A 21,693-nucleotide genomic window follows, 5' to 3' on the forward strand; every position below is an offset into this window, starting at 1 on the left:
CGCGATTGTCGCTTCGCGCGCGATGCGCACCCTAGTAAAAAAGGCCAAATTACGAAACGAAGCCATTTATAGGAGCGCTGTTAAGTCGCCCTTGGTACGTCGTCCGGGTAAGATCATCGTATCCAGATGGGGGAGACGACACATGCGCACCGCCGTCAATCTCAATGCAGCACTGCCCAGTCAGGTCCAGCGGTCATATGACCCACTCCAACCTCCCGAACTCTACTGACCTGGACACTTGCCTCCTGGCCGACCGCCCCGGCCTGCGCCGGCGTTTGCGGGGCTTGCGACAGCGCCAGGATCGGGGCCAGCCCAGCGATGAAGGGCTGGCCCAGCTGTGGCGGGAGATCGAGGCCTCCCAGGCGGTCCTGGAGCGGCGGCGGGCGCTGGTGCCAGAAATCCAGTTTCCCCCCGAATTGCCGGTCAGCGAGCGCCGGGAGGAGGTGGCGGCGCTCATTGCCCGCCACCAGGTGGTAATTCTGTGCGGCGAGACGGGCTCGGGTAAGTCCACCCAGTTGCCGAAGATCTGCCTGGAGCTGGGGCGGGGCCTGGCCGGGCGGATCGGCCACACCCAGCCGCGGCGCATCGCGGCGCGCACCCTGGCGAGCCGCGTGGCCCAGGAACTGGGTGGCGAGACCGGCGGGCTGGTGGGCTACAAGGTGCGCTTTCATGATCGGGTACGGCCCGAGACCTGCATCAAACTGATGACGGATGGCATTCTACTGGCTGAGTTGCAGCAGGATCGCCTTTTGCTTGAATACGATACCCTCATCATTGACGAGGCCCACGAGCGGGGCCTGAATATCGATTTTCTGCTCGGCTATCTGCGCGGTCTGTTGCCCCGGCGACCGGACCTCAAGGTCATCGTCACCTCCGCCACCATTGACCCTCAGCGTTTTGCCACCCATTTTGCGGACGCTGGGGGCCGGCCGGCGCCCATCCTGGAGATCAGCGGGCGCACCTTTCCGGTGGAGGTGCGCTACCGCCCCCCGGAGGAGGAGAACGCGGGTGAGCGCGACGACGAGATGCAGCTCGCCATCTCCCAGGCGGTGGACGAGTTGGACCGGGAGGGGCGGGGCGATGTCCTGATCTTTCTCTCCGGCGAGCGGGAGATCCGCGAGACCGCCGAGACACTGCGTAAGCATCACCCGCCCTCGACCGAGATCCTGCCTCTCTATGCCCGCCAAAGCCCGGCGGAGCAGGCGCGCATCTTCCAGCCCCATGGTACCCGGCGGGTGGTGCTGGCGACCAATGTCGCCGAGACCTCCCTGACGGTGCCGGGCATCCATTACGTTATCGACCCGGGCTTTGCCCGGATCAGCCGTTACAGTCATCGCGGCAAGGTCCAGCGCCTGCCGGTGGAGCGGGTCTCCCAGGCCTCCGCCAACCAGCGTCAGGGGCGCTGCGGGCGGGTGGCCGTCGGTATTTGTATCCGGCTCTATTCCCAGGATAATTTTGATTCGCGGACGGCGTTTACCGAGCCCGAGATCCATCGCGCCAATCTGGCCGCCGTCATCCTGCGGATGAAGCTGCTGGGCTTTGGCGAGATCGAGGCCTTCCCCTTCGTGGACCCGCCGGATGGCCGGCTGGTGGCCGATGGCTATCGCAGCCTGGAGGAGTTGGCGGCCCTGGATGGCCAGGGCCAGCTAACGCCCCTGGGCCAGCATCTGGCCCGCCTGCCGCTGGACCCGCGCATCGGCCGCATGCTGCTGGCCTCGGCGGAGTTGGGCTGCCTGACGGAGATGCTGGTGATCGTGGCGGCCCTGAGCGTCCAGGACCCGCGGGAACGGCCCCTGGAGCAGCGCCAGGCCGCCGATGAAATTCACGCCACCTTTAATCATGAGGATTCGGACTTTCTCGCCTTCCTCAACCTCTGGCGCTTCCTGGAGGCTGAGCGCCCGCACCTGACCCGTAACAAGTTCCGCAAGCTGTGCCAGCGCCATTTCCTGTCCTGGAACCGGGTCCTGGAGTGGCGCGACGTGCAGATCCAGTTGCATGCCCAGATGGCGGAGTTGGGCTTTAAGGTCAATGAGCAGCCGGCGGGCTACGATGCCATCCATCAGGCCCTGCTGCCGGGCATCTTGGGTCACATCGGCTTTAAGGACGAGGGGCGGGAGTACCAGGGAGCCCGCAATAGCCGCTTCATGATTCACCCCGGTTCCGGCCTCTACGCCAAGATGCCCAAATGGGTCGTGGCGGCGGAGCGGGTCGAGACGACTCGTCAGTACGGACGCATCGTCGCCCGGGTCCAGCCGGCCTGGATCGAGGAGGCCGGCCGCCACCTAATCCAGCGTAGCTACTCTGAGCCCCACTGGCAGGCTAACTCGGGCCAGGTGGCGGCCTATGAGAAGCTGACCCTCTTCGGCATCACTATCGTCCCCAAGCGGCGGGTCAACTATGGCCCCATCAATCCGGCGGAGGCGCGTGCCATTTTTATCCGCTTCGCCCTCACCGAGGGCGACTTCGACACTCGTGCCCCCTTCTGGCGCCATAATCGGGAGCTCATCGCCACTATCCAGCACCTGGAGGCCAAGTCGCGGCGGCGCGACATCCTGGTGGACGAGGAGGCCATCCAGGCCTTCTACGAACAGCGGGTGCCCGCCGGTATCTATTCGGCACCCCTGTTCGAGCGCTGGCTGCGCCAGGCGAGCCGCAAGGACCCCAAGCTCCTCTATCTGCGCCTAGAGGATGCCATGCGCCATGAGGCCGCGACGGTCACGGTCCAGGCCTTTCCCGACCACTTCCAGGTGGGGGCGACGGCCTTGCCGCTGGAATACCGATTCGACCCCGGCCAGAATGACGACGGCATCACCCTGGTAGTGCCGGCACCCCTGATCAACCAGGTCCCTCCGGACCGTTGCGAGTGGCTGGTCCCTGGCCTGCTCGCGGAACGGATCAGCGCCCTGCTGCGGGGCCTGCCCAAGTCCTGGCGCAAGCTCCTGGTGCCGATTCCCGACACGGCGGAGCGCCTGGCCGCCCGGCTTAAGCCCTCGGACCGGCCTCTGATCCAGGCCCTGGGCGAGGAAATCAAGGCCATGAGTGGTATCCAGGTGCCGGAGGATGCCTGGGACCCGGCGGTGATACCGGCGCACTTGCGGATGAAGTTTCGCCTGCTGGATCAGGAGGGGCATAGCCTGGCGGTGGGGGATGACTACCCGCGACTCCAGCGCCAGTTCGGCGGTAGCGGCCGTCAGGCCTTTGCCCAGATCCCCTCCCAGGGCCTGGAGCGGGAGGGCATCAGCCGCTGGGACTTCGGGGATGTGCCTGAAAGCCTGGATCTCGACCGGAGTGGCATCCGGCTGCGTGGCTACCCGGCCCTGCTTGATCAAGGGGACAGTGTCGCCCTGCGGGTGCTCGACTCGCGGGAGGGGGCGGAGCTGGCACAGCGGGCCGGCCTGCGGCGTTTGCTCATGCTCAATCTGGGTACCGAGGTGCGGCAGTTGCGCAGGAATTTGCCCGGGCTGGACCGGATGCGTTTGCAGTATGCCCAGGTGCCGGACGCGGGGCTTGGTCCCGCGGTTACTGGCACGGGGGGACCGGGGGCCGCGGACGGAACTGGCTTCGGGACGGCGAGGTTGGGGCGGCAAGGCCGGCCGGGTGAGGCGGTCACGGCCGGTGCTGTCGGGGCAAGGCGCGGCAAGGCCAGCCAGCAGCCCAAGCCCATGGACCTGGCTGACGAGGTCCTCGCCCTCATTTTCGACCTGACCTTCCTTGAGGAGGCCCCCACCATCCGGGACCGGGCTAGCTTCGAGGCCCGCCTGACTAGCCGCAAGTCCCAACTGACACGGTTCAGCACGGAGGTCATGGCCCTCGTCGGCCGTATCCTCGACGACTACCAGGCCCTCCGCCAGAGCCTGGCCGCCATCACCCAGAGCAACTGGATGCCCTCGGTCCTCGACCTCAAGGCCCAACTCGATGGCTTGATCTGTCGCGGCTTCCTCTTGGCGGTGCCTTATGCCCACCTCAAGGACTACCCGCGCTATCTGAAGGCCGCCCGGGAACGCCTGGACAAGCTGTTCCATGCCGCCGGTAAGGACCAGGCGAATCTCCGGGAACTGACACCCCTGCTCGAAAAGTGGGGTGAGCGTGCCGCCACCGTGGGGGCCGCCGGCCGCCATGACCCCCGCCTGGAGGAGATTCGCTGGATGATCGAGGAGTTACGCATCTCCCTCTTCGCCCAGCGCCTTGGCACCGCCTATCCCATCTCCCTCAAGCGCATCGAGGCGCGGTGGCGGGAGTTGGGACTTTAGCGTAGCGGACCCGGGCTTGGCGGCGGGGAATGACCGGAACCCCGGTCTTGCCGGGGTTCCGAAAATAGCTACGAATGGTAATTTTGGCCCCGGAGGTGGCGGGGGCTTAGAGGTTCTTAGGGGCAAAACTGAAGCCGAACAGGTGTCTGATCTTTCTCGCTTTTGTTACCGTGTCCGGGTTGTCGAGTGACGGTTTTGACGGGAGTTTCCAGGTTCTTATCTTTACAGGGATCCGATCTTTATCTCCTGCTCCCGCATTTGGGCAAGGGCGGCCTCCTGCTCGGCGATCTTGTCACGTTCCTTCTGAACCACGGCGGGGGGGGCCTTGTCCACGAAACTGGGATTGGTGAGCTTGGTCCGGGCCCGTTCCACATCGCTCTGCATGCGGGCGATCTCCTTGGCGAGGCGCTGGAGTTCGGCCTCCTTGTCGATCAGGCCGGCCATGGGGATGAGGACCTTCATCTCTCCGACCAGGGAGATGGCGGACTCGGGGGCGGCCTCCCCGGAATCCAGGATCCGGATCGAGGCGGTGCGGGCGAGGAAGTCCAAGTAGGGGCGGCTGGCCCCCAGCCAGGCGAGGTCCTGGGCGCTGGCATTTTCGATCAGGATCGGCAGGGGCTTGCCGGGGGGGATATTCATCTCGCCCTTGATGCGGCGCACGCCGAGGATGAACTGCATGACCCAGTTCATTTCCGCTACGGCGGCGGGGTCCGCCAGGCTGGGATCGACGACGGGGTAGGAGGCTTCCATTAGGGTATCCCCCTCGATAGCCGCGAGGGGTTTGACCTTCTGCCAGATCTCCTCGGTGATGAAGGGCATGATGGGGTGAGCCAGGCGCAGCAGGGTCTCCAGGGTCTGGACCAGGGTGTGGCGGGTGCCACGCTTGGCGGCCGCCGAACTGGCTTCGTGGGTGAGGATGGGTTTGGACAGCTCCAGGTACCAGTCGCAGAAGTGATTCCAGGTGAATTCGTGCAGGGCCTGGGCAGCCTGGTCGAAACGGTAGGTACGGATGGCCTCGTCAACGTTGGCGATGGTGGTCTGGAGGCGGTCGCGGATCCAACGGTCGGCGGCGGAGAACTCGATGGGGCCGGCGATTCCGCAGTCCTGGTCCTCGGTATTCATGAGGACGTAGCGCGAGGCATTCCACAACTTGTTGCAGAAGTTGCGGTAGCCCTCGGTGCGGCTCAGGTCGAACTTGATGTCGCGGCCGGTGCTGGCCAGGGCAGCGAAGGTGAAGCGCAGAGCGTCGGTGCCGAAGCTGGGGATGCCATTGGGGAAATCGGCGCGGGTGGCCTTGGTGATCTTGTCCGCCAGGTGGGGCTGCATCATGCCGCCGGTGCGCTTGGCGACCAGGGGTTCCAGCTCGATGCCGTCGATGAGGTCGATGGGATCGAGGACATTGCCCTTGGACTTGGACATCTTGTCGCCATGGGCGTCGCGCACCAGGCCGTGGATGTAGACCTCGCGGAAGGGCACGTCGCCCATGAACTTGAGGCCCATCATGATCATGCGGGCGACCCAGAAGAAGATGATGTCAAAGCCCGTGACCAGCACCGAGGTGGGGTAGAAGGCCTTCAGGCGCTCGGTGTCCTCAGGCCATCCCAGGGTGGAGAAGGGCCAGAGGGCGGAGCTGAACCAGGTGTCCAGCACGTCCGGGTCCTGCGCCAGGGGGAAGTCGGCGGCCAGGCAGTGGCGCGCGCGGACCTCGGCCTCGGAGCGACCCACATAGATGTTGCCCTCCTCGTCGTACCAGGCGGGGATGCGGTGGCCCCACCAGATCTGGCGGCTGATGCACCAGTCCTGGATGTTGCGCATCCACTCGAAATAGGTGTTCTTCCAGTTGGCGGGGACGAAGCGGATGCGGCCATCCTCGACGGCGGCGATGGCCGGCTCCGCCAGGGGCTGGATGCGCACATACCACTGGTCGGTGAGATAGGGCTCGATGACGGCGCTAGAGCGGTCGCCACGGGGCACCATCAGCCTGTGGTCGCGGAGACCTTGCAGCAACCCCATGCCCTCCAGGTCGGCGACGATGTGCCGGCGGGCCTCGTAGCGGTCCATACCGATATAGGCCGCCGGGATGAGTTCGCCCTCCTCGGGGGCGTTGGCGCGGATGGCGGCGTCCGGGGTCAGGATGTTGATGAGGCCGCCGTGGGGCTGGCCGGCGATGGCGTTCTCGTCGCGATGGCGCAGCCAGACGGCGTGGTCGTTGAAGTCGTGGGCCGGGGTGATTTTGACGCAGCCGGTGCCGAACTCGGGGTCGGCGTGTTCGTCGGCAATGATGGGGATGCGCCGGCCGGTCAAGGGCAGTTCGACCAGCTCACCGATGAGGTGCTGGTAGCGCGGGTCCTCCGGGTTCACCGCCACGGCGCAGTCCCCCAGCATAGTCTCCGGGCGGGTGGTGGAGACCACCATATAGCCGGTGCCGTTGGTCAGGGGGTAGCGCATGTCCCACATGTGCCCGGCCTCTTCCTCGGACAGTACCTCCAGGTCCGAGACGGCGGTATGCAGCACCGGGTCCCAGTTGACCAGGCGCTTGCCGCGATAGATAAGGCCCTCCTCGAAGAGACGCACGAAGACCTCGCGTACCGCCGCCGACAGGCCCTCGTCCATGGTGAAGCGCTCGTGCTCCCAGTCGAGGGAGGCGCCCATGCGCCGCAGTTGGCGGGTGATGGTGCCGCCGGATTGTTCCTTCCAGGCCCAGACGCGCTGGATAAAGGCGTCACGGCCCAGGGTGTGGCGGGTCTTGCCCTCATGTTCCAGGAGGCGCTCGACGACCATCTGGGTGGCGATGCCAGCATGATCCGTGCCCGCCTGCCAGAGGGTGGGATCGCCGCGCATGCGGTGATAGCGGATCAGGGCATCCATGATGGTGTCCTGAAAGGCGTGGCCCATGTGCAGGCTGCCGGTGACGTTTGGCGGCGGGATCATGATGCAGTAAGGGTTTTGACCCGCGGGGGTTGGGGCAAAGTAACCCCGTTCCTCCCAAATCCGATACCAACCTTGTTCCAGGGCTTGAGGGTCGTAGTTCTTGTCGAGCATGATTGAAGGGGAGCGAGGTTGGCCGGCGGAATGATGGCAAAAGTATAACCGATCGGCTGGTGGCATTGGGGGGGCGGCATTGTCACCTATCCGTAGCTTTCAGCTGCAATACTGGCTTTATTTTCCGCCGCGACCCGCCGGGTGAACCGGTTTGGATGTACCATGCCCGGCACCCGGGCGGAGGCTGGTAGGGCAGTCCCCGGACTCCCTGGCCGCTTCAAGTCGGTTTAGGGCCATCGCCGGATTGCCCACGCGGACACCCCTCCCTTTAGCCTCTGCTCATTTCTTATTTTCAACCCATTAGAGGTAAATGACGCGATGGTCACCCAGGTCAAGAAACAGGTTTTTGGTTTCGAGGAAGGCAATGGCAAGGACAAAAAGCTCTTGGGCGGCAAGGGCGCCAATCTGTGCGAAATGACCCAACTGGGGCTGAATGTCCCGCCCGGCTTCGTCATTACCACCGATGCCTGCCTCGAATACCTGGCCTCGCCGTCCCGTACCCTGCCGGCTGGCGTCATGGACGAGGTTCATGCCCAAATGAAGGCCATGGAGGCTAAGACGGGCAAGGGTTTCGGCAATCCGGATAATCCCCTCCTGGTGTCGGTGCGCTCAGGTTCGGCCATGTCCATGCCGGGCATGATGGACACCATCCTCAATCTCGGTCTCAACGCCGAAACCTTGCGGGGTCAGATCCAGCAGACGGGTGACGAGCGCTTCGGCTATGACGCCTACCGTCGCTTCATCCAGCTTTTCGGCAAGGTGGCCCTAGGGGTCCCAGACGAGTTGTTCGACAAGGAATTCGAGATCGTCAAGCATCGGGCCAAGGTCAAGGAGGACCTCGAACTTTCCGCCAGCGATCTCCAGGAGATTAGCGAGCGCTTCGTCAAGGCGGTGGAGGCCTATACCGGCAAGCCTTTCCCGGCGGACCCCTTCGATCAACTCGAGATCGCCATCAAGGCCGTTTTCAATAGCTGGATGGGCCGCCGCGCCGTCGATTATCGCCGCCAGTTCAACATCACCCCTGACCTGGCCAATGGTACCGCCGTCAACATCGTGGCCATGGTCTTTGGCAACCGGGGCGAAGATTCCGCCACCGGCGTGGCCTTCACCCGCAACCCCGGTACCGGCGAGAACAAGCTCTATGGCGAGTATCTGGTCAATGCCCAGGGCGAGGACGTGGTGGCCGGTATCCGCACCCCCAAGCCCATCGACCACATGGCCGCCGAGATGCCCCGCATCGCCAAGGAACTGGAAGAGCTGCGCGCCAAGCTGGAGACCCATTACAAGGAAGTCCAGGACTTCGAGTTCACTATCGAGCGCGGTCAGTTGTTCTGCCTCCAGACCCGCAACGGCAAGATGAACGCCCAGGGCATGGTACGCTCCTCGGTAGAGATGGTCGGCGAAGGGCTCATCACCCAGGAACAAGCCCTGCTGCGTATCCAGCCCGATCTGCTGGAACAGATGCTCTTCCCCCGTCTAGACCCCGCCCATCATGCCGTGGCGGTAGCCCAGGGCCTGCCGGCCTCGCCGGGTGCCGCTTGTGGCATCGCCATTTTCGACGCCGACCGCGCCGAGCAGATGGGACGCGACCTGGGGCAGAAGGTGATCCTGATCCGCGAGGAGACCAAGCCCGAGGACATCCATGGCTTCTTTGCCTCCCAGGGCATTCTGACCTCCCGCGGCGGCAAGACCTCCCATGCCGCCGTGGTGGCGCGCGGCATGGGCAAGCCCTGCGTCGCCGGTGCCGAGGGCATCAGCGTCGATGTCGCCCGCCGCGAGGCCTATGTGGGCGATACAAGCTTTCGCGAGGGTGACCTCATCACCATCGACGGCACTACCGGCAAGGTCTATCTGGGCGAGATCCCCACAGTGGAGCCGGACTTCACCAACGAGCTTAACGTCCTCCTCGACTGGGCGGATAAGGTGGCCCGGCTCAAGGTCATGGCCAACGCGGATACCCCGGACGATGCCCGTCGCTCCCTCAAGTACGGTGCCGTCGGCATTGGCCTGGCCCGCACCGAGCGCATGTTCAACGACGTGGAACGCCTGCCCATCGTCATCGAAATGATCGTGTCCGAGACCCCGGAACAGCGTCAGGCCGCCCTGGACAAGCTGCTGCCGCTGCAGCGCAAGGACTTCCGCGAGTTGTTCGAGGTGATGTCCCCCTATCCGGTGACCATCCGTCTGCTGGACCCGCCCATTCACGAGTTCCTGCCCAACGAGAACCAACTAGAGCGTGACCTGTCCGAGCTGCGCCAACTGGCCGCCACCACCCGGGGCCTGGCGGTGCTGGCCGGGACCATGGGGCTGCTGCATGCCAGCGACCATGCACGCCAGGAGGTCAACGCCATGCGCCAGATGGTCGATCCGACGATGGTGGAGGACGCTATTGCCAAGAAGGAGACCATGCTGCGCAAGGTGCGCGCCCTCTACGAGACCAACCCCATGCTGGGGCATCGTGGCGTCCGCCTGGGCATCACCTTCCCCGAGATCTATCAGATGCAGATCCGCGCCATCCTGGAGGCGGCGGCGGAGTGCTCGCGCATGGGCATCGAGGTCCATCCCCAGATCAAGGTGCCCCAGGTCTGCACGGCCCAGGAACTGCGCAAGGTCAAGTCCTGGGTGGATGGCATCCACCTCGAGGTGGCGAAGCAGTATGGCCACCCCGTCGGCTTCAAGTTCGGCACCATGATCGAGGTGGTGCGGGCCTGCATGCGCGCCGAGTCCCTGGCCGAGGAGGCCGAGTTCTTCTCCTTTGGTACCAATGACCTGACCCAGGCGACCTTCTCCTTCTCCCGGGAGGACGCGGAGAACAAGTTCCTGCCCCTTTACAACAACTCCGGTATCCTGCAGGACAACCCCTTCGAGGTGCTGGACGTGAAGGGCGTGGGCAAGTTGATGAAGCTGGCGGTGGATTGGGGCCGCGGGGTCCGGCCGGGGATGCACGTGGGTATCTGCGGCGAACATGGCGGCCATCCCGCCTCTATCGCCTTCTGCCAGGAGGCGGGCCTCGACTATGTGAGCTGCTCGGGCCCTCGGGTCCCGGTCGCGCGCCTGGCCGCCGCTCACGCGGCCTTGAACTTGAAGGCCTGATCGGGCTTACAGCCGCCGGCCAGATCCTGCTGGCCGGACATTCCGCCCAAAAAAACACGGGCCGAAGTCAGCTTCGGCCCGTGTGTCGTTAGCAGGGACCTGGTCTGCTTACGCCGATGCCCGAGGTCAGCGCCTCCCTTCCAGCACCGCGATTCTCTCCTCCAGGGGCGGGTGGCTCATGAAGAGTCGCTTGATGCCATCGCCATTACCCCCGCTGATGCCGAATGCCGCGAACTCGCCCGCGGGCAAATCACGTGGCTCGTGGACGCGTTGCAGGGCGCGCAGGGCCGACGCCATCTTATTGCGGCTGGTCAGGTCCGCCCCGCCCTTATCGGCTCGAAACTCGCGCTGGCGCGAGAACCACATCACGATCATGGTCGCCAGGATCGACAGCAACACCTGGGAGACCATGGAGACGATGAAGTAGGCAGGTCCATGTCCCTGCTCCGTCTTGAAAATGACCCGGTCCACGAAGTGGCCGATGATGGTGGACAGGAAGACCACGAAGGTATTGACCACCCCCTGCACCAGGGTCAAGGTCACCATGTCGCCATTGGCCACATGGCTGATTTCGTGGCCCACCACCGCCTCCACTTCGTCACGGTTCATCTGTTGCAGCAGGCCCGTGCTCACCGCCACCAGGGCGTCGTTACGGTTCCAGCCGGTGGCAAAAGCGTTGGGGTCCGGGGAGTCGAAGATGCCTACCTCCGGCATCTTGATACCGGCAGCCTGGGATTGGCGCTCCACGGTGGTCATCAGCCATTGCTCGAAGGGTGTGGAGGGGCTGTCGATGATCTGGACGCCCATGGAGCGCTTGGCCATGCCCTTGGACATGAGGAGGGAGATGATCGATCCGGAGAAGCCGATCAGCGCCGCCCAGACCAGCACCGCTGACAGATTCAGATCGACGCCGTTAGCCTGCAACAGACCCTCGAAACCCAGCAGCTTGAAGACCAGGCTGATAACCAGGAGTACGGCGATGTTAGTCGCGAGGAATAGAAGGATGCGTTTCATGTTGTTGTTCACTCTTGTGGCAAAGGGGCGGGCGGTTGCCGGGCCCGGTTCCGATGGGCGGCGCGCCGCCCTTGCTGGCAATTCTGCCGGAAGACCCGGGTTCCGCGCCATCTTGTCGGACCACGAATTAGGGTTCAGGTTCGGGGAAAAAAAGGCTGGACAGGTCCAGGGGGGCTCTATAAAATTGCCGCTCTCGATTGATTCGGGGCCATAGCTCAGCTGGGAGAGCGCAACACTGGCAGTGTTGAGGTCGGCGGTTCGATCCCGCCTGGCTCCACCAAATACTGGATTATTAGCCGAAAGCTAGCCCACGCAGCACTCGACTGGTCATCCAACTCTTCTAAAGTCCCCATCGTCTAGAGGCCTAGGACACCGCCCTTTCACGGCGACAACCGGGGTTCGAATCCCCGTGGGGACGCCAATTAAAATAACGATTTACGGGCCGCAAGGCCCTTTTTTTGTCCGACGTTTTAGTCCCGCCGAGCCCCCGATTGGTCCCGGGAAATAAAAAGGCCCGAGGAGGTGCCCCATGGCAGGCTCATGGGGTCTCGGGCCTTTGGGCGGGAGACCCGGCAGAGGAGCCTGGATCTTCGCCTCAATATAAATATAGCCCAGCACGGCGGCTTTGCTCCAGAACCAGTAGCCTGCGGGTTATTGCTGCCCAATACCCGGACAAAGCTCACCTAGGGAGCAGGGCTATCTGACGGAATAAACAGCATGCCCTCGGCTCGACATACAGTTCGCCCACACCCGGGTAGCATCCTCTGGCTGGTCAACCGCTGAGCGGATGGCCTGGGTGCCCACACCCACTAAGGCCCCAATCCCCGCGCCGCTGCCAGCCTGGCCGGAAAAGCTGCCGATGGCCGCGCCGGTAATGCCGCCAATCACTCCCGCCGTGACCCCATCCTGGATGGCTTTGTTAGTGGCTGTCTCGGAGTAGTCGTAGCTCTCAGCAATCCAACGGCAGTCCTGGGAATCATCTGGGTAGTTCACGCCGGATCTATCCATGATCACCCTGCCCGGCTGAACTTGGTTCATGGTGCTGGCGCACCCAAGGAGGGCAAGAGTTAAAACCGAAAAGGGGACAACCGAGACGGATCCTATGCTGCGATTCATGATGGCATACCTCGGAGGAAGACAAATTGCCTACTAGCCTACTAAACTATAAGCAGCTGCCGGTCGGGGCTATGCAAGGAGGATATCCATACATTGTGTATAGCCTTTTGGCAGGGATTGCAAGCGATGCGAACCTCTTCGGGGCAAGGACCATGGGCAGCCGGCCCCATGAAGCAAGGTATAAAGGCATGGCTTGATGAGTAGGTCCCTTATGTTAGCTGCCTTGGAGAAAACCGATGAAGCATTTTTCAATCCTTTTGACCCTGATGTTGTTACTGCCCTTAATGGGTTGCAGGGAACCCGGTACGGGCACGGCGGTAGGCACCGTCGGCGGAGCCGCGGCAGGTGCCGCCATTGGTTCCACCACCGGCAATGCGGGCAAGGGCGCCCTGATTGGCGCGGGTGTCGGGGCGCTGGGGGGCTATATGTATGACTCCTCCCAAGACAAGAATAGGGGCTATTACGATAACAGATGCCGCAAGGGCTTCTACCTCGACAACCGGGGCTATTGCCAGCCGTACCGATAACGGGCATGGCCTAGCGTCAGCTCTTCCGCCTCCGTAACCGGGAGTCGTGGCCAACAGGGTGGCCAGCCCAACCGATCCCCACAGCCTGTTCGAATATCCACCTAATCTGGCAGTTTGGCCGCGCATCAGCCACACTTCATTCAGATGTAGTCCCCACCCTGGAGGCCAGACCCATGTCCGCGATCCTTTGGCAAGAGAGTTGGACCCTTGGCATCGACCTGATTGATGTTGAACACCAGAGTCTGGTGGATGGCGTCAACCAACTTGCCGCCCGCTTCACTTTGGGCCCTGCCCAAGCCGCGGAGTCGGTGGGGATGGGGGGCGGGGACAACCCCCATGACACCTCGGCCAACCACGCGGCTCTCATCAAGGCACTCGAAGCCCTTGCCGAACAGGCTCGCGAGCATTTCAAGCACGAAGAAAACCTGATGCGCGCCATCGATTACCCGGAACTGGCCTCCCACCGCAGCGAACACGCCCTCTTGCTGGCGGAGTACATCGAAATGGTTCGCGATCTGGAGCGGCAGAACCTTATCCATCTCGACAGTGAAACGGTGCAATCCCTGCACCACTGGCTGGTGAGCCACATGGTTGGCGCGGACAAGGATTACGCCGACTATTATTTCTCAATCCTGGGACAGAAGCAGACGTCATCCGGGGGCCGTCGGTCACCCACTTTGAGGGCTGATCTTTCCGACGGCTCCTGATCATTTGCGCCGGGGGCCCCAGCCCACCCCATCGACCTGATCCATTGCGCAATGGTTTTGCTAAAGAGGCAACGGCTCGATGGAATCCCATTGCTTGTCCTTGACCATGACGAAGCGGCAACGCCCCTCGGCAAGCTCGGCCCAGAGATGGGCGATCTGGCGGTCATCCTCGGCCGATTTCCAGCGATCCGCGCCCTTGTATTCAACAGCCAGGATGGGGCCGGGTTTGCCGTGGGTACCGGGCAATTAACAGAGGAAGTCGGGGTAAGATCGCTCATCGGTCTTCTGGAGGAAGAAGCTGCAGCCCTCGCGCCGGACCAGGTTGCGGACCCAGAACTGGATGCGACCCTTTTGGGCCTGGGTGTCCAGCCAGCAGGCGCAGGCGAACTTCTCCTTGCTGTCGAAATCGCCGATGCGGCCGTAAAAGTGCTTGCGGAAATCGAAGTGGCCGAAGTGCCCATCGTAATCACGGCTGGGGGCATAAGCCTGATGGTGAAACTCGAAGACCAGGCCGGGATTATCCAGGTTACCGACGGCCACGCGGGATGATGCGGGGTCCTCGCCAAACAGAGTCTGCTGGTAGGCTTGGCCTATCGCTTGCTCGCGATATTCCCGGATACGTGCCTCAATCAGGTTACGAATCTGGAATTTCTGCAAGTTGACGCGCGCCAGGGTCAGGCCAGGTTCCCCGAGCAAATAGGACAGCCAGGCCGATACGAAGCCCATCTTGTTGGCATGGTTGAGGGACTCCTCCGGCAGGTTACGACATAGCCAGGTCGCCAGGCGCACCAGGTCCCAATGCTCAGGCTGGTAGGACAGGCCTAGATCGCGCTGCAATTCCGGCAAGAAGCGGGATACCACGTGGCCCGAATCATTTTCGATGTCGATTTCACCGAGTTCCGCGATCTTAAAGCCTTCATTCAAGGCGGAGAGGTCCCGGGCGCTTGGCTTGGCATCGTAAGGGGACAAGTCCCAGGGGTACTCCAGGATTTCGGGGTCATCGAATAGGCGCAACTGAACGGATCCATCCGCATCCCGTATCCGCAACGCCAGGCCCGGCACCCGCAGGCGCTCACCGAGTTCCGCGGGTGTCTGGAAGAACTCGATGGCGGTGGTACGGCTGATTTCCCCTGCCTCGGCGATGGCGGTCGCGGCGATTTCGGTCGTCACCGAGGTTTTCAGGGCTGCTGTCTCTTCCTCGGTCAGGGGCTTGTCGATGGTCAGGGTGTGATACCTGCCGTCCCAGTTCACCTTGTCCCGCAGGGTCTTGGGCAGGTGCTTGAGATCCGGCCTTTCCATCAAACCGATCGTCACCGGCCGCATGAAGATGCGTCCCTGATGGCCATCCAGGTCCAAGCGACCTTGGGCGGGGTGGGCGGCGGCCACGAATTCGCCCACCTCCCGCCGCTCGAAGCCAGCCCCGGCCACCAGTCGGTCACGCAGGGTGTTGGCGGTCTCGGCAAAGTTGCGGGAGACAACGAAGGCGTAAGACTGATTCAGGGCTCTGGTCTGCCGATGGCTCGCCCCCGGCTGGCGTAGGATCCGGCCGAGCAATTGCTCCACCCCCGTGGCTGAGGAGAGGGAGGCCATGCTCACCAGGATGTAGGCAAAGGGGCAGTCCCAACCCTCGGCCAGGGCCTTTTGGGTGATAACAAACTTCACCGGACAGGCCGGATCGGCAAGGCCCAGCTGGTAGGTTGCCTCGACCTGCTCCAAGCCCTTTTCCTCGCCTGTGGCGACCACGATTTCCCCGGCGGGAATGCGGTGGTTGGCGATCAGCTCCTGGCGTACATGCTCGCAGTCCAGGGTTTCCGCACCCGACCGGCGCGGCTCGGACTGGATGAGGACGATGGGCCGGAGGTAATTGGCGCCCGCCCTATGCTCCTCCTCGGCCAGCTTGTGCAAGGCTTCCCGGCGGCCGATGGCATCCGCCAGGCACTGCCGCCAATTGGGCTCGGCCTCCAGCACCACCGGTAGCTTGATCATTTCCGGCTCTCTTACGTTTGGTATGGGCAAGGGGTCTGACGCCTTTGATTCATGCTGCGACCGTGGCACACGCGTTGAGTTTGAAGGGGGATGCCGGTAGGTGACGGAGCTTGCCGACCAGGAGGTAGGCGATGGTGATCAGGTGCTGGGTGGTGCCATAGCCACGGGCCTTGGCCTTAGCGGCCTGGATGAGCGCATTGGCCCCTTCGACCCGGCCGTTAGTGAGTTTGGAATCGAAGGCGTTGAGGATGCCGTCCCAGTGGTTCTTGAGGGTCGTGGCGACCTGCTTCATGGGTTCGAGGAGGCAGCGGCGTGCCCAGCGGTACCCCTGCTCCAGCAGCGGTTCGGCCTCCGCGCGGTTGGCGGCCCGGTGGAACCTCTCGCGCAGGGCTTCTTTGATGCGAAACGCCCGGTGGGTCTTGAGGTTCAGGCGCTTGAGATCGGTGTAGTGGCTGATCTGGCGGATGCTCCCGTCCTGCTTGTCCTTGAGCCACCGGTAGCGGCGACGTTTGAGGCTAGGGGTGGATTTCGCCTCTTGGCGGCGGACCTCGTCGACCGCCTGGTTGACCCGTTGGACGACGTGCAACTCATCGCAGGTGACGTCGGCCCAGGGCAGGACCTCGGCGATCCCCGCACGGGAGCGGGCGGACAGGTCGATGCAGACGTGGCGCACCTTCTCCGCGCAGCCGCCGTGGGCCGCCAGATCCTCGGCAAACTCGGCCACCACCGAGGCCTTGCGCCCCTCGCAGGCGAACAACAGGCGCGCGGCTTCCAGGTCGTGGAACAGGCTGATGTCGTGGTGGCCGCGGCGCGCGGCGGTCTCGTCCAGGCCCACCGCGGCGACGGCGGAGCAGTCCTCCTGCGCCCGGGCGGTGTCGACGTAGTGGTCGAGGGTGCGCCATCCGCGACCGTCGCTCACCCCCAGGAGCGGGGCGACCTGACGCACCGTCATGGCCCCCGCCAGGGTCACGATCAGGGCTTCCATCAACGGGGTGAACCCGCTGCCCTCCCGCGCCCAGGGCACCGGCACCTGGGTGGTCTTGCCGCACGCCTCGCAGCGCACCCGCGGGACCTTGGCGCGGAGGTACGCCGGGTACGGGAAGACGTTCAGATGCCGCCACTGCCGCTCCTGGGTGTCGTGCACCGGCTGGTGCTCGGCCCCGCAGTGCGGGCAGACGAAGCGGCTCCCCGCGGCGAAGCCGACCCCAAAGTCGATGCGCCCGGCCTGGGGATCGAAGGCCACCTCGGCCACCTTCCACGGCGCTTGCAGGCCGAGGGCCACAGTGAACAGCGCGGTCGAAGTCAAGGGGTACCTCCGGCGCGACGGCCGACGAAAATGGGCAGTAGGAAAAGGCATCTCCGCCGGACCGTTGCCCCCCTGTCGCCGCTCTTGCTCGCCGGACCGTCTGGTGCGCCCGAGCGGGGCGCCGGGGAGCGGCTCGCGGATGCCGCCTGGTTACCAACAAGGCGTGTCCTCACCTGGGGTTCCGGGGGGCGGGTCCCAACCCCCCCTACCCACACTAAACGGAACAGACCCGGTAACTATCCTTGTAGGCAAAGCCGTCTCCGCCCGTGTTGGAGGGTGGGTCGATATAGATACACTTCATCCTTTCCCGGTATTTTTCCCGCAGAATCTCCAGTGCCTGCCAGTTATCCGACTGGATCGCCACGCCATCCAGCGCCCCCTCTAGCGGCACGCTGGCCGTGATGGCGGCCAATAGCGACCACTTGAAATTCTCATCAAAGTTGCCCGTGTCGATCGGCAGGGGTAAGTAGGTGCCGGGTACGGAATCCGGGGCCGGGTTGTCGCCCAAGGCGATCCGGATTTGGGTGGGGGCGGTGGCACGCAGGCAATCGCCGACCGTCGCGCGGTCCCCTAACCCCAGTGCCCTCCACTCCTCGCGCTGCCGGGTGACGATGGCCTCGAGGTGCCCGGCCAACCACTCAGGCGCCAGCCGTTCCAGGCGGTCCAGGGTGATGACGTAACGGGTCTCAAGGACCAGCTTCTTTTTTTCCACAGGGACTTTTGAAAATCCTCTAGGGTGGCCAGGAAGTCGATGATCGGTATCCCGATCTCCCGCACTAGCCTGGCCAGGCGCAGGGCGCGCCGCGAGAGGTCGGTCTCGGTGGTGGCGCCAGCCAGCACCTGATCCAGGTTGAGTACTTCGGTCTTGATGAAGATGTCGAGGTCGGCGCTCAGGGCCTCCCGGAGCCGTTTGTGGATGAAGAAGTCGCTCTGGTTGCGGGCTATGAAGCGGTGGAGCCAGCGCCGGATTTCCAGGCTGAGGGCCGTTGGGGCGCCAGCCTTCTGGGCGGCATTGACGATCTCATCCTTGTGCCGGTCACTCTGGGCACCCTTGAGATAGCTCAACACCACCTTGACGACATCCCCCTCCCGCCGGCCGGCCCTGATTTCGTAGTGGGCCTTGTCATTGGTTTTGAGGGCGGCGCGGGTGGCTTGCAGGCCCTCCGGCTCGACCGTGAAGAGCAGGCGCTGACCATTGCTTAGGCGCACGGGGAAGTCGGTGAAGATGTCGCCGGATTTGATGTAGTACATGTCCTCCGTGGCCCAGTGGAATTCAGTGTCCTCGCCGGTGGAGCGGATGTAACGGGCGCCACCCCGGCCATAGCGCCGGGCGACGATGAAGTCGCCGTCCTGATAATGGCGGGAGAAGAACCGATAGAGGCGGTTGAGGACCTCGGCCCGGTCCTGGCTGGCCGTCCGGCGGCTAGTCAGGGTGGCGAGGCGGCCGCGATATTCGGCCACCAGGTGCTGGGAAATGGGGATGGCTTCCGCCTGGATTAGGATGGCCTCCCGTTGCTGGGCGGTCATGCCTGGCTTGAGAACCAGTTGGGACTCGATTTCCCGCAGGTGGAAGTTGTCTCCCGCCGCGCCTTCCAGATCCGAAACCTGAAAGGCGCTGTCGAGGAGTTCAATCAGTCGCCCTCCCACCAGCCGGGCGTCTTCCTTGTCGGAGACGACCTCCCCCAGAAAGGCCCGCACCTCGCGGTTGTGGTGGCGGATGATGCGGGTAGAAGCCGAAATCCAGGGCTTGGGCCTCATCCATCTGGATAGAGTTCCGCCTTTAGGGCGACGAAACGGGTTTCGGCCTGGCACTGGGCGGTGGTGGTCATGAGTGGGCCTTCGTTAGCGGGCCTTGGCGATTAAAGATTGAATCATTGATATACAAGGTTTTTTATCACCGAAGGCCCAGCGGGTGTTAGAATGAGGCCCTATAGTAAGGCTTCCGAACCGGATGCCGAACCCCTGATGCGACAATCGTCCGCCCGCGCTGGATCGAGGGTACTGCCGACCGGCGGTACTTTCGCTCGGGGCAAAGGTGACCTGACGGAGCTTTGAGATGAGCGACACCCTGGCCAGCCCCGCCTTTACCCCCGAAGGCATCGAGCGCCGCCCCCTGCACGTTTTCAGCGAGAAGGCGTATCTCGATTATTCGATGTACGTCATCCTCGACCGCGCCCTGCCGCACCTGGGGGACGGCCTTAAGCCGGTGCAGCGGCGCATCCTCTATGCCATGTCCGAGCTCGGCCTCTCCGCCGCCTCCAAGCACAAGAAGTCCGCCCGCACCGTCGGCGATGTCCTGGGCAAGTTCCACCCCCATGGCGACACGGCCTGCTACGAGGCCATGGTGCTCATGGCCCAGTCCTTCTCCTATCGCTACCCCCTCATCGACGGCCAGGGTAACTGGGGCTCCCCGGACGAGCCCAAGTCCTTCGCCGCCATGCGCTACACCGAGGCGCGCCTCACCCCCTACGCCGAGGTCCTGCTCGGCGAGCTGGCCCAGGGCACCGTGGACTGGCAGCCCAATTTCGATGGCACCCTGGAGGAACCCCGGCTCCTGCCGGCGCGCCTGCCCAACATTCTCCTCAACGGCGCCACCGGCATCGCCGTGGGCATGGCCACCGACATCCCGCCGCACAACCTTCGCGAGGTCGCCCGCGCCTGCATTCACCTCCTGGATCACCCTGAGGCGACCATCCCGGAGCTGATGGCCTTCATCCCCGGCCCCGACTATCCCACCGCCGCGACCATCATCACGCCCACCGCCGAGATCCGCCGCCTCTACGAGACCGGCAACGGCAGTGTCCGCCAGCGCGCCCGCTATGAACTGGAGCAGGGCGACATCGTCATCACCGCCTTGCCCTACCAGGTCTCCGGCAATCGCATTCTGGAGCAGATCGCCGCCCAGATGCGCGACAAAAAGTTGCCCTGGCTGGAAGACTTGCGCGACGAATCCGACCACGAGGCGCCGACGCGGCTGGTACTGATCCCCCGCGACCGCCGCGTCCCCGTCGAGCGGCTCATGTCCCACCTCTACGCCACCACCGACCTGGAGCGCTCCTACCGCGTCAACCTCAACCTCATCGGCCTCGATGGCCGGCCGCGCGTCTATGACCTCAAGGGTGTACTCCAGGCCTGGCTGACCTTCCGCCACCAGACGGTACGCCGCCGCCTCCAGCACCGCCTCGACCAGGTCCTCAACCGTCTGCATCTGCTGGAAGGCCTGCTGATCGCCTTCCTCAACCTGGATGAAGTGATCCGCATCATCCGCGCCGAGGACGAGCCCAAGCCGGTGCTCATGGCCGCCTTTGGCCTGGACGAGGCCCAGGCCGACTATGTCCTCAACACCCGGCTGCGCCAACTCGCCCGGCTGGAGGAGATGCGCATCCGCGCCGAGCAGGCCGAGTTGGCGGCGGAACGCGATGGCCTGGCGCGACTCCTGGGCGATGAGACCGCGCTGCGCGGCCTGATTCAGGACGAGATCCGCCGGGATGCCGACAAGTACGGCGACGACCGGCGCTCGCCACTCCAGGAGGCCCGCCTCGCCATCGCCCTTGACGACAGCGAGCTTAGCCCCAGCGAGCCGGTCACTGTGGTCCTGTCCGAGAAGGGCTGGGTGCGGGCCGCCAAGGGCCACGACATCGACCCTGGCAGCCTGGCCTACAAGGCCGGGGACGGCTACCTCGCCGCCGCCCGGCTGAAATCCAACCAGGCCGTCATCTTTCTCGACAGCACCGGGCGGAGCTACTCCTTACCCGCCATGAGCCTACCTTCCGCGCGCGGTCAGGGCGAACCTCTCACCGGCAAGCTGACCCCGCCCCCGGGCGCCCGCTTCGTCGCCGTCCTGGGTGGGGAGGGTGGCCAGCGGGTCATCCTGGCCAGTGACGCCGGCTATGGCTTCGTCACCACCCTCGACGACCTCCAGGCCAAGCCGAAGGGCGGCAAGGCGGTCCTGAGCCTGCCGGCGGGGGCTCGGGTTATGCCACCCCCGCTGGTGTTCAACAGTGGTTCCGATCGCCTGGCGGTGATCGGCTCCGGCGGGCATCTGCTGGTATTCCCCGTCGCCGAGCTGCCGGAGATGCCCCGGGGCAAGGGCAACAAGCTCATCGCCATCCCCAAGGCCAAGCCCGGGGAGGAGCAGGAGCGGGTCAGCCACCTGGCGGTGATTCATCAGGGCGGTGGCCTGGTCATCATCGCGGGCAAGCGGCGCTATAGCCTCAAGCCCGCCGATCTGGATGCCTTCCAGGGGGAGCGGGGGAGAAGAGGGCGGCTGTTGCCGCGGGGGTTTCAGCGGGTGGAGGGGGTGGAGGTGGCTTGACCGCGGGCAGACCGGAGGGGCATGCCTGTGCTCCCTATTCGTTGTCGGCCAATTCCGGGTCCCAACCCTTCCGCCGCGCGGACTGGATGACCCGGTCATAGAGTTCGGCGTGGCGTTGTTGCAGTTCCGGGGGCAGGCGGCTGGGCAGGTTGCCGACCTTGTCCCATTCATCTTGCACCCGTTCCATCAGGCCCTGCATGCGACCGATATCCCAGCCCCGACAATCTTCCGTTTCCGGGATAAAACCGAACAGCCAACCATCCAGCACAATCCGGCCCAACTGGGTTATGCCGTGATGGTCGTTGTCGAGGCCTGCATAGAGGTTTTGCATCATCTG

12 protein-coding genes, 2 tRNA genes and 1 pseudogene are annotated in these 21,693 nt (G+C 64.2%); 7 read left to right on the plus strand and 8 right to left on the minus strand.

What is annotated here, in order from left to right; all coding sequences use genetic code 11:
• The first annotated feature begins 197 nt into the window (after positions 1–197).
• A complete protein-coding gene (gene hrpA, locus IPN92_09350; GenBank protein ID MBK8638470.1) occupies positions 198–4,250 on the plus strand; it encodes an ATP-dependent RNA helicase HrpA in 4,053 nt (1,350 codons plus the stop codon).
• A gap of 222 nt (positions 4,251–4,472) precedes the next feature.
• Here hrpA and IPN92_09355 read toward each other — a convergent pair whose 3' ends face one another.
• Entirely contained in the window at positions 4,473–7,292 is a 2,820-nt protein-coding gene (locus IPN92_09355) for a valine--tRNA ligase (protein ID MBK8638471.1), read from the minus strand.
• A 318-nt stretch (positions 7,293–7,610) separates the two neighbouring features.
• Here IPN92_09355 and IPN92_09360 point away from each other — a divergent pair, with 318 nt between their 5' ends.
• Positions 7,611–10,385: a pyruvate, phosphate dikinase gene (locus IPN92_09360; GenBank protein ID MBK8638472.1), complete on the plus strand. Its 2,775-nt coding sequence runs from the start codon at positions 7,611–7,613 to the stop codon at positions 10,383–10,385.
• Between the two features lie 126 nt (positions 10,386–10,511).
• Here IPN92_09360 and htpX read toward each other — a convergent pair whose 3' ends face one another.
• Positions 10,512–11,399 carry a protease HtpX gene (htpX, locus tag IPN92_09365; GenBank protein MBK8638473.1) on the minus strand — a complete coding sequence of 296 codons (888 nt, stop codon included), beginning with the start codon at positions 11,397–11,399 and terminating at the stop codon, positions 10,512–10,514.
• A 204-nt stretch (positions 11,400–11,603) separates the two neighbouring features.
• Between htpX and IPN92_09370 the strand changes: the two genes are divergently transcribed.
• Positions 11,604–11,679: transfer RNA gene (locus tag IPN92_09370), tRNA-Ala, on the plus strand.
• A 65-nt stretch (positions 11,680–11,744) separates the two neighbouring features.
• Positions 11,745–11,820 (plus strand) — tRNA-Glu (locus IPN92_09375).
• A 275-nt stretch (positions 11,821–12,095) separates the two neighbouring features.
• Here IPN92_09375 and IPN92_09380 read toward each other — a convergent pair.
• Complete coding sequence (locus tag IPN92_09380) at positions 12,096–12,392, minus strand: hypothetical protein (protein MBK8638474.1); 297 nt, start codon at positions 12,390–12,392, stop codon at positions 12,096–12,098.
• Between the two features lie 359 nt (positions 12,393–12,751).
• Between IPN92_09380 and IPN92_09385 the strand changes: the two genes are divergently transcribed.
• Positions 12,752–13,042 (plus strand): hypothetical protein, encoded by a 291-nt coding sequence (locus IPN92_09385; GenBank protein MBK8638475.1) that lies wholly within the window; start codon positions 12,752–12,754, stop codon positions 13,040–13,042.
• Positions 13,043–13,215: 173 nt separating this feature from the next.
• Positions 13,216–13,749: a hemerythrin family protein gene (locus IPN92_09390; GenBank protein MBK8638476.1), complete on the plus strand. Its 534-nt coding sequence runs from the start codon at positions 13,216–13,218 to the stop codon at positions 13,747–13,749.
• Positions 13,750–13,809: 60 nt separating this feature from the next.
• On the opposite strand, the pseudogene IPN92_09395 reads toward IPN92_09390, so the two are convergent.
• The 4 genes and pseudogenes from IPN92_09395 to IPN92_09410 form a co-directional block, all read right to left on the minus strand.
• A pseudogene (locus IPN92_09395) lies at positions 13,810–14,070 on the minus strand (hypothetical protein).
• A gap of 1,714 nt (positions 14,071–15,784) precedes the next feature.
• Positions 15,785–17,092 carry an ISL3 family transposase gene (locus IPN92_09400; protein MBK8638477.1) on the minus strand — a complete coding sequence of 436 codons (1,308 nt, stop codon included), beginning with the start codon at positions 17,090–17,092 and terminating at the stop codon, positions 15,785–15,787.
• 163 nt (positions 17,093–17,255) lie between these two features.
• Positions 17,256–17,675 carry a hypothetical protein gene (locus tag IPN92_09405; protein MBK8638478.1) on the minus strand — a complete coding sequence of 140 codons (420 nt, stop codon included), beginning with the start codon at positions 17,673–17,675 and terminating at the stop codon, positions 17,256–17,258.
• On the minus strand, positions 17,612–18,799 hold the full coding sequence (locus IPN92_09410; protein MBK8638479.1) for a hypothetical protein: 1,188 nt from the start codon (positions 18,797–18,799) through the stop codon (positions 17,612–17,614). The genes IPN92_09405 and IPN92_09410 overlap by 64 nt, the downstream gene beginning before the upstream one ends.
• Positions 18,800–19,097: 298 nt before the next feature.
• On the opposite strand from IPN92_09410, the gene parC reads away from it, so the two are divergent.
• Positions 19,098–21,356, plus strand: coding sequence for a DNA topoisomerase IV subunit A (parC, locus tag IPN92_09415; protein MBK8638480.1), 2,259 nt, complete (start codon positions 19,098–19,100; stop codon positions 21,354–21,356).
• Positions 21,357–21,390: 34 nt separating this feature from the next.
• Here parC and IPN92_09420 read toward each other — a convergent pair whose 3' ends face one another.
• The gene (locus tag IPN92_09420; protein ID MBK8638481.1) at positions 21,391–21,687 is read right to left on the minus strand and encodes a hypothetical protein; all 297 of its coding nucleotides are present in this window, start codon (positions 21,685–21,687) and stop codon (positions 21,391–21,393) included.
• Between the last annotated feature and the right edge of the window lie 6 nt (positions 21,688–21,693).

Source organism: Chromatiaceae bacterium, from assembly GCA_016714645.1.
GTDB lineage: Bacteria > Pseudomonadota > Gammaproteobacteria > Chromatiales > Chromatiaceae > M0108.

Bases quoted from the DNA above. Each gene is read 5' to 3' on its own strand.
- IPN92_09360 (MBK8638472.1), top strand. From the start codon at position 7,611: ATGGTCACCCAGGTCAAGAAACAGGTTTTTGGTTTCGAGGAAGGCAAT.
- IPN92_09355 (MBK8638471.1), bottom strand. From the start codon at position 7,292: ATGCTCGACAAGAACTACGACCCTCAAGCCCTGGAACAAGGTTGGTAT.
- parC (MBK8638480.1), top strand. From the start codon at position 19,098: ATGAGCGACACCCTGGCCAGCCCCGCCTTTACCCCCGAAGGCATCGAG.
- htpX (MBK8638473.1), bottom strand. From the start codon at position 11,399: ATGAAACGCATCCTTCTATTCCTCGCGACTAACATCGCCGTACTCCTG.
- IPN92_09410 (MBK8638479.1), bottom strand. From the start codon at position 18,799: ATGAGGCCCAAGCCCTGGATTTCGGCTTCTACCCGCATCATCCGCCAC.
- IPN92_09420 (MBK8638481.1), bottom strand. From the start codon at position 21,687: ATGCAAAACCTCTATGCAGGCCTCGACAACGACCATCACGGCATAACC.
- IPN92_09390 (MBK8638476.1), top strand. From the start codon at position 13,216: ATGTCCGCGATCCTTTGGCAAGAGAGTTGGACCCTTGGCATCGACCTG.
- hrpA (MBK8638470.1), top strand. From the start codon at position 198: ATGACCCACTCCAACCTCCCGAACTCTACTGACCTGGACACTTGCCTC.
- IPN92_09385 (MBK8638475.1), top strand. From the start codon at position 12,752: ATGAAGCATTTTTCAATCCTTTTGACCCTGATGTTGTTACTGCCCTTA.
- IPN92_09400 (MBK8638477.1), bottom strand. From the start codon at position 17,092: ATGCCTTTTCCTACTGCCCATTTTCGTCGGCCGTCGCGCCGGAGGTAC.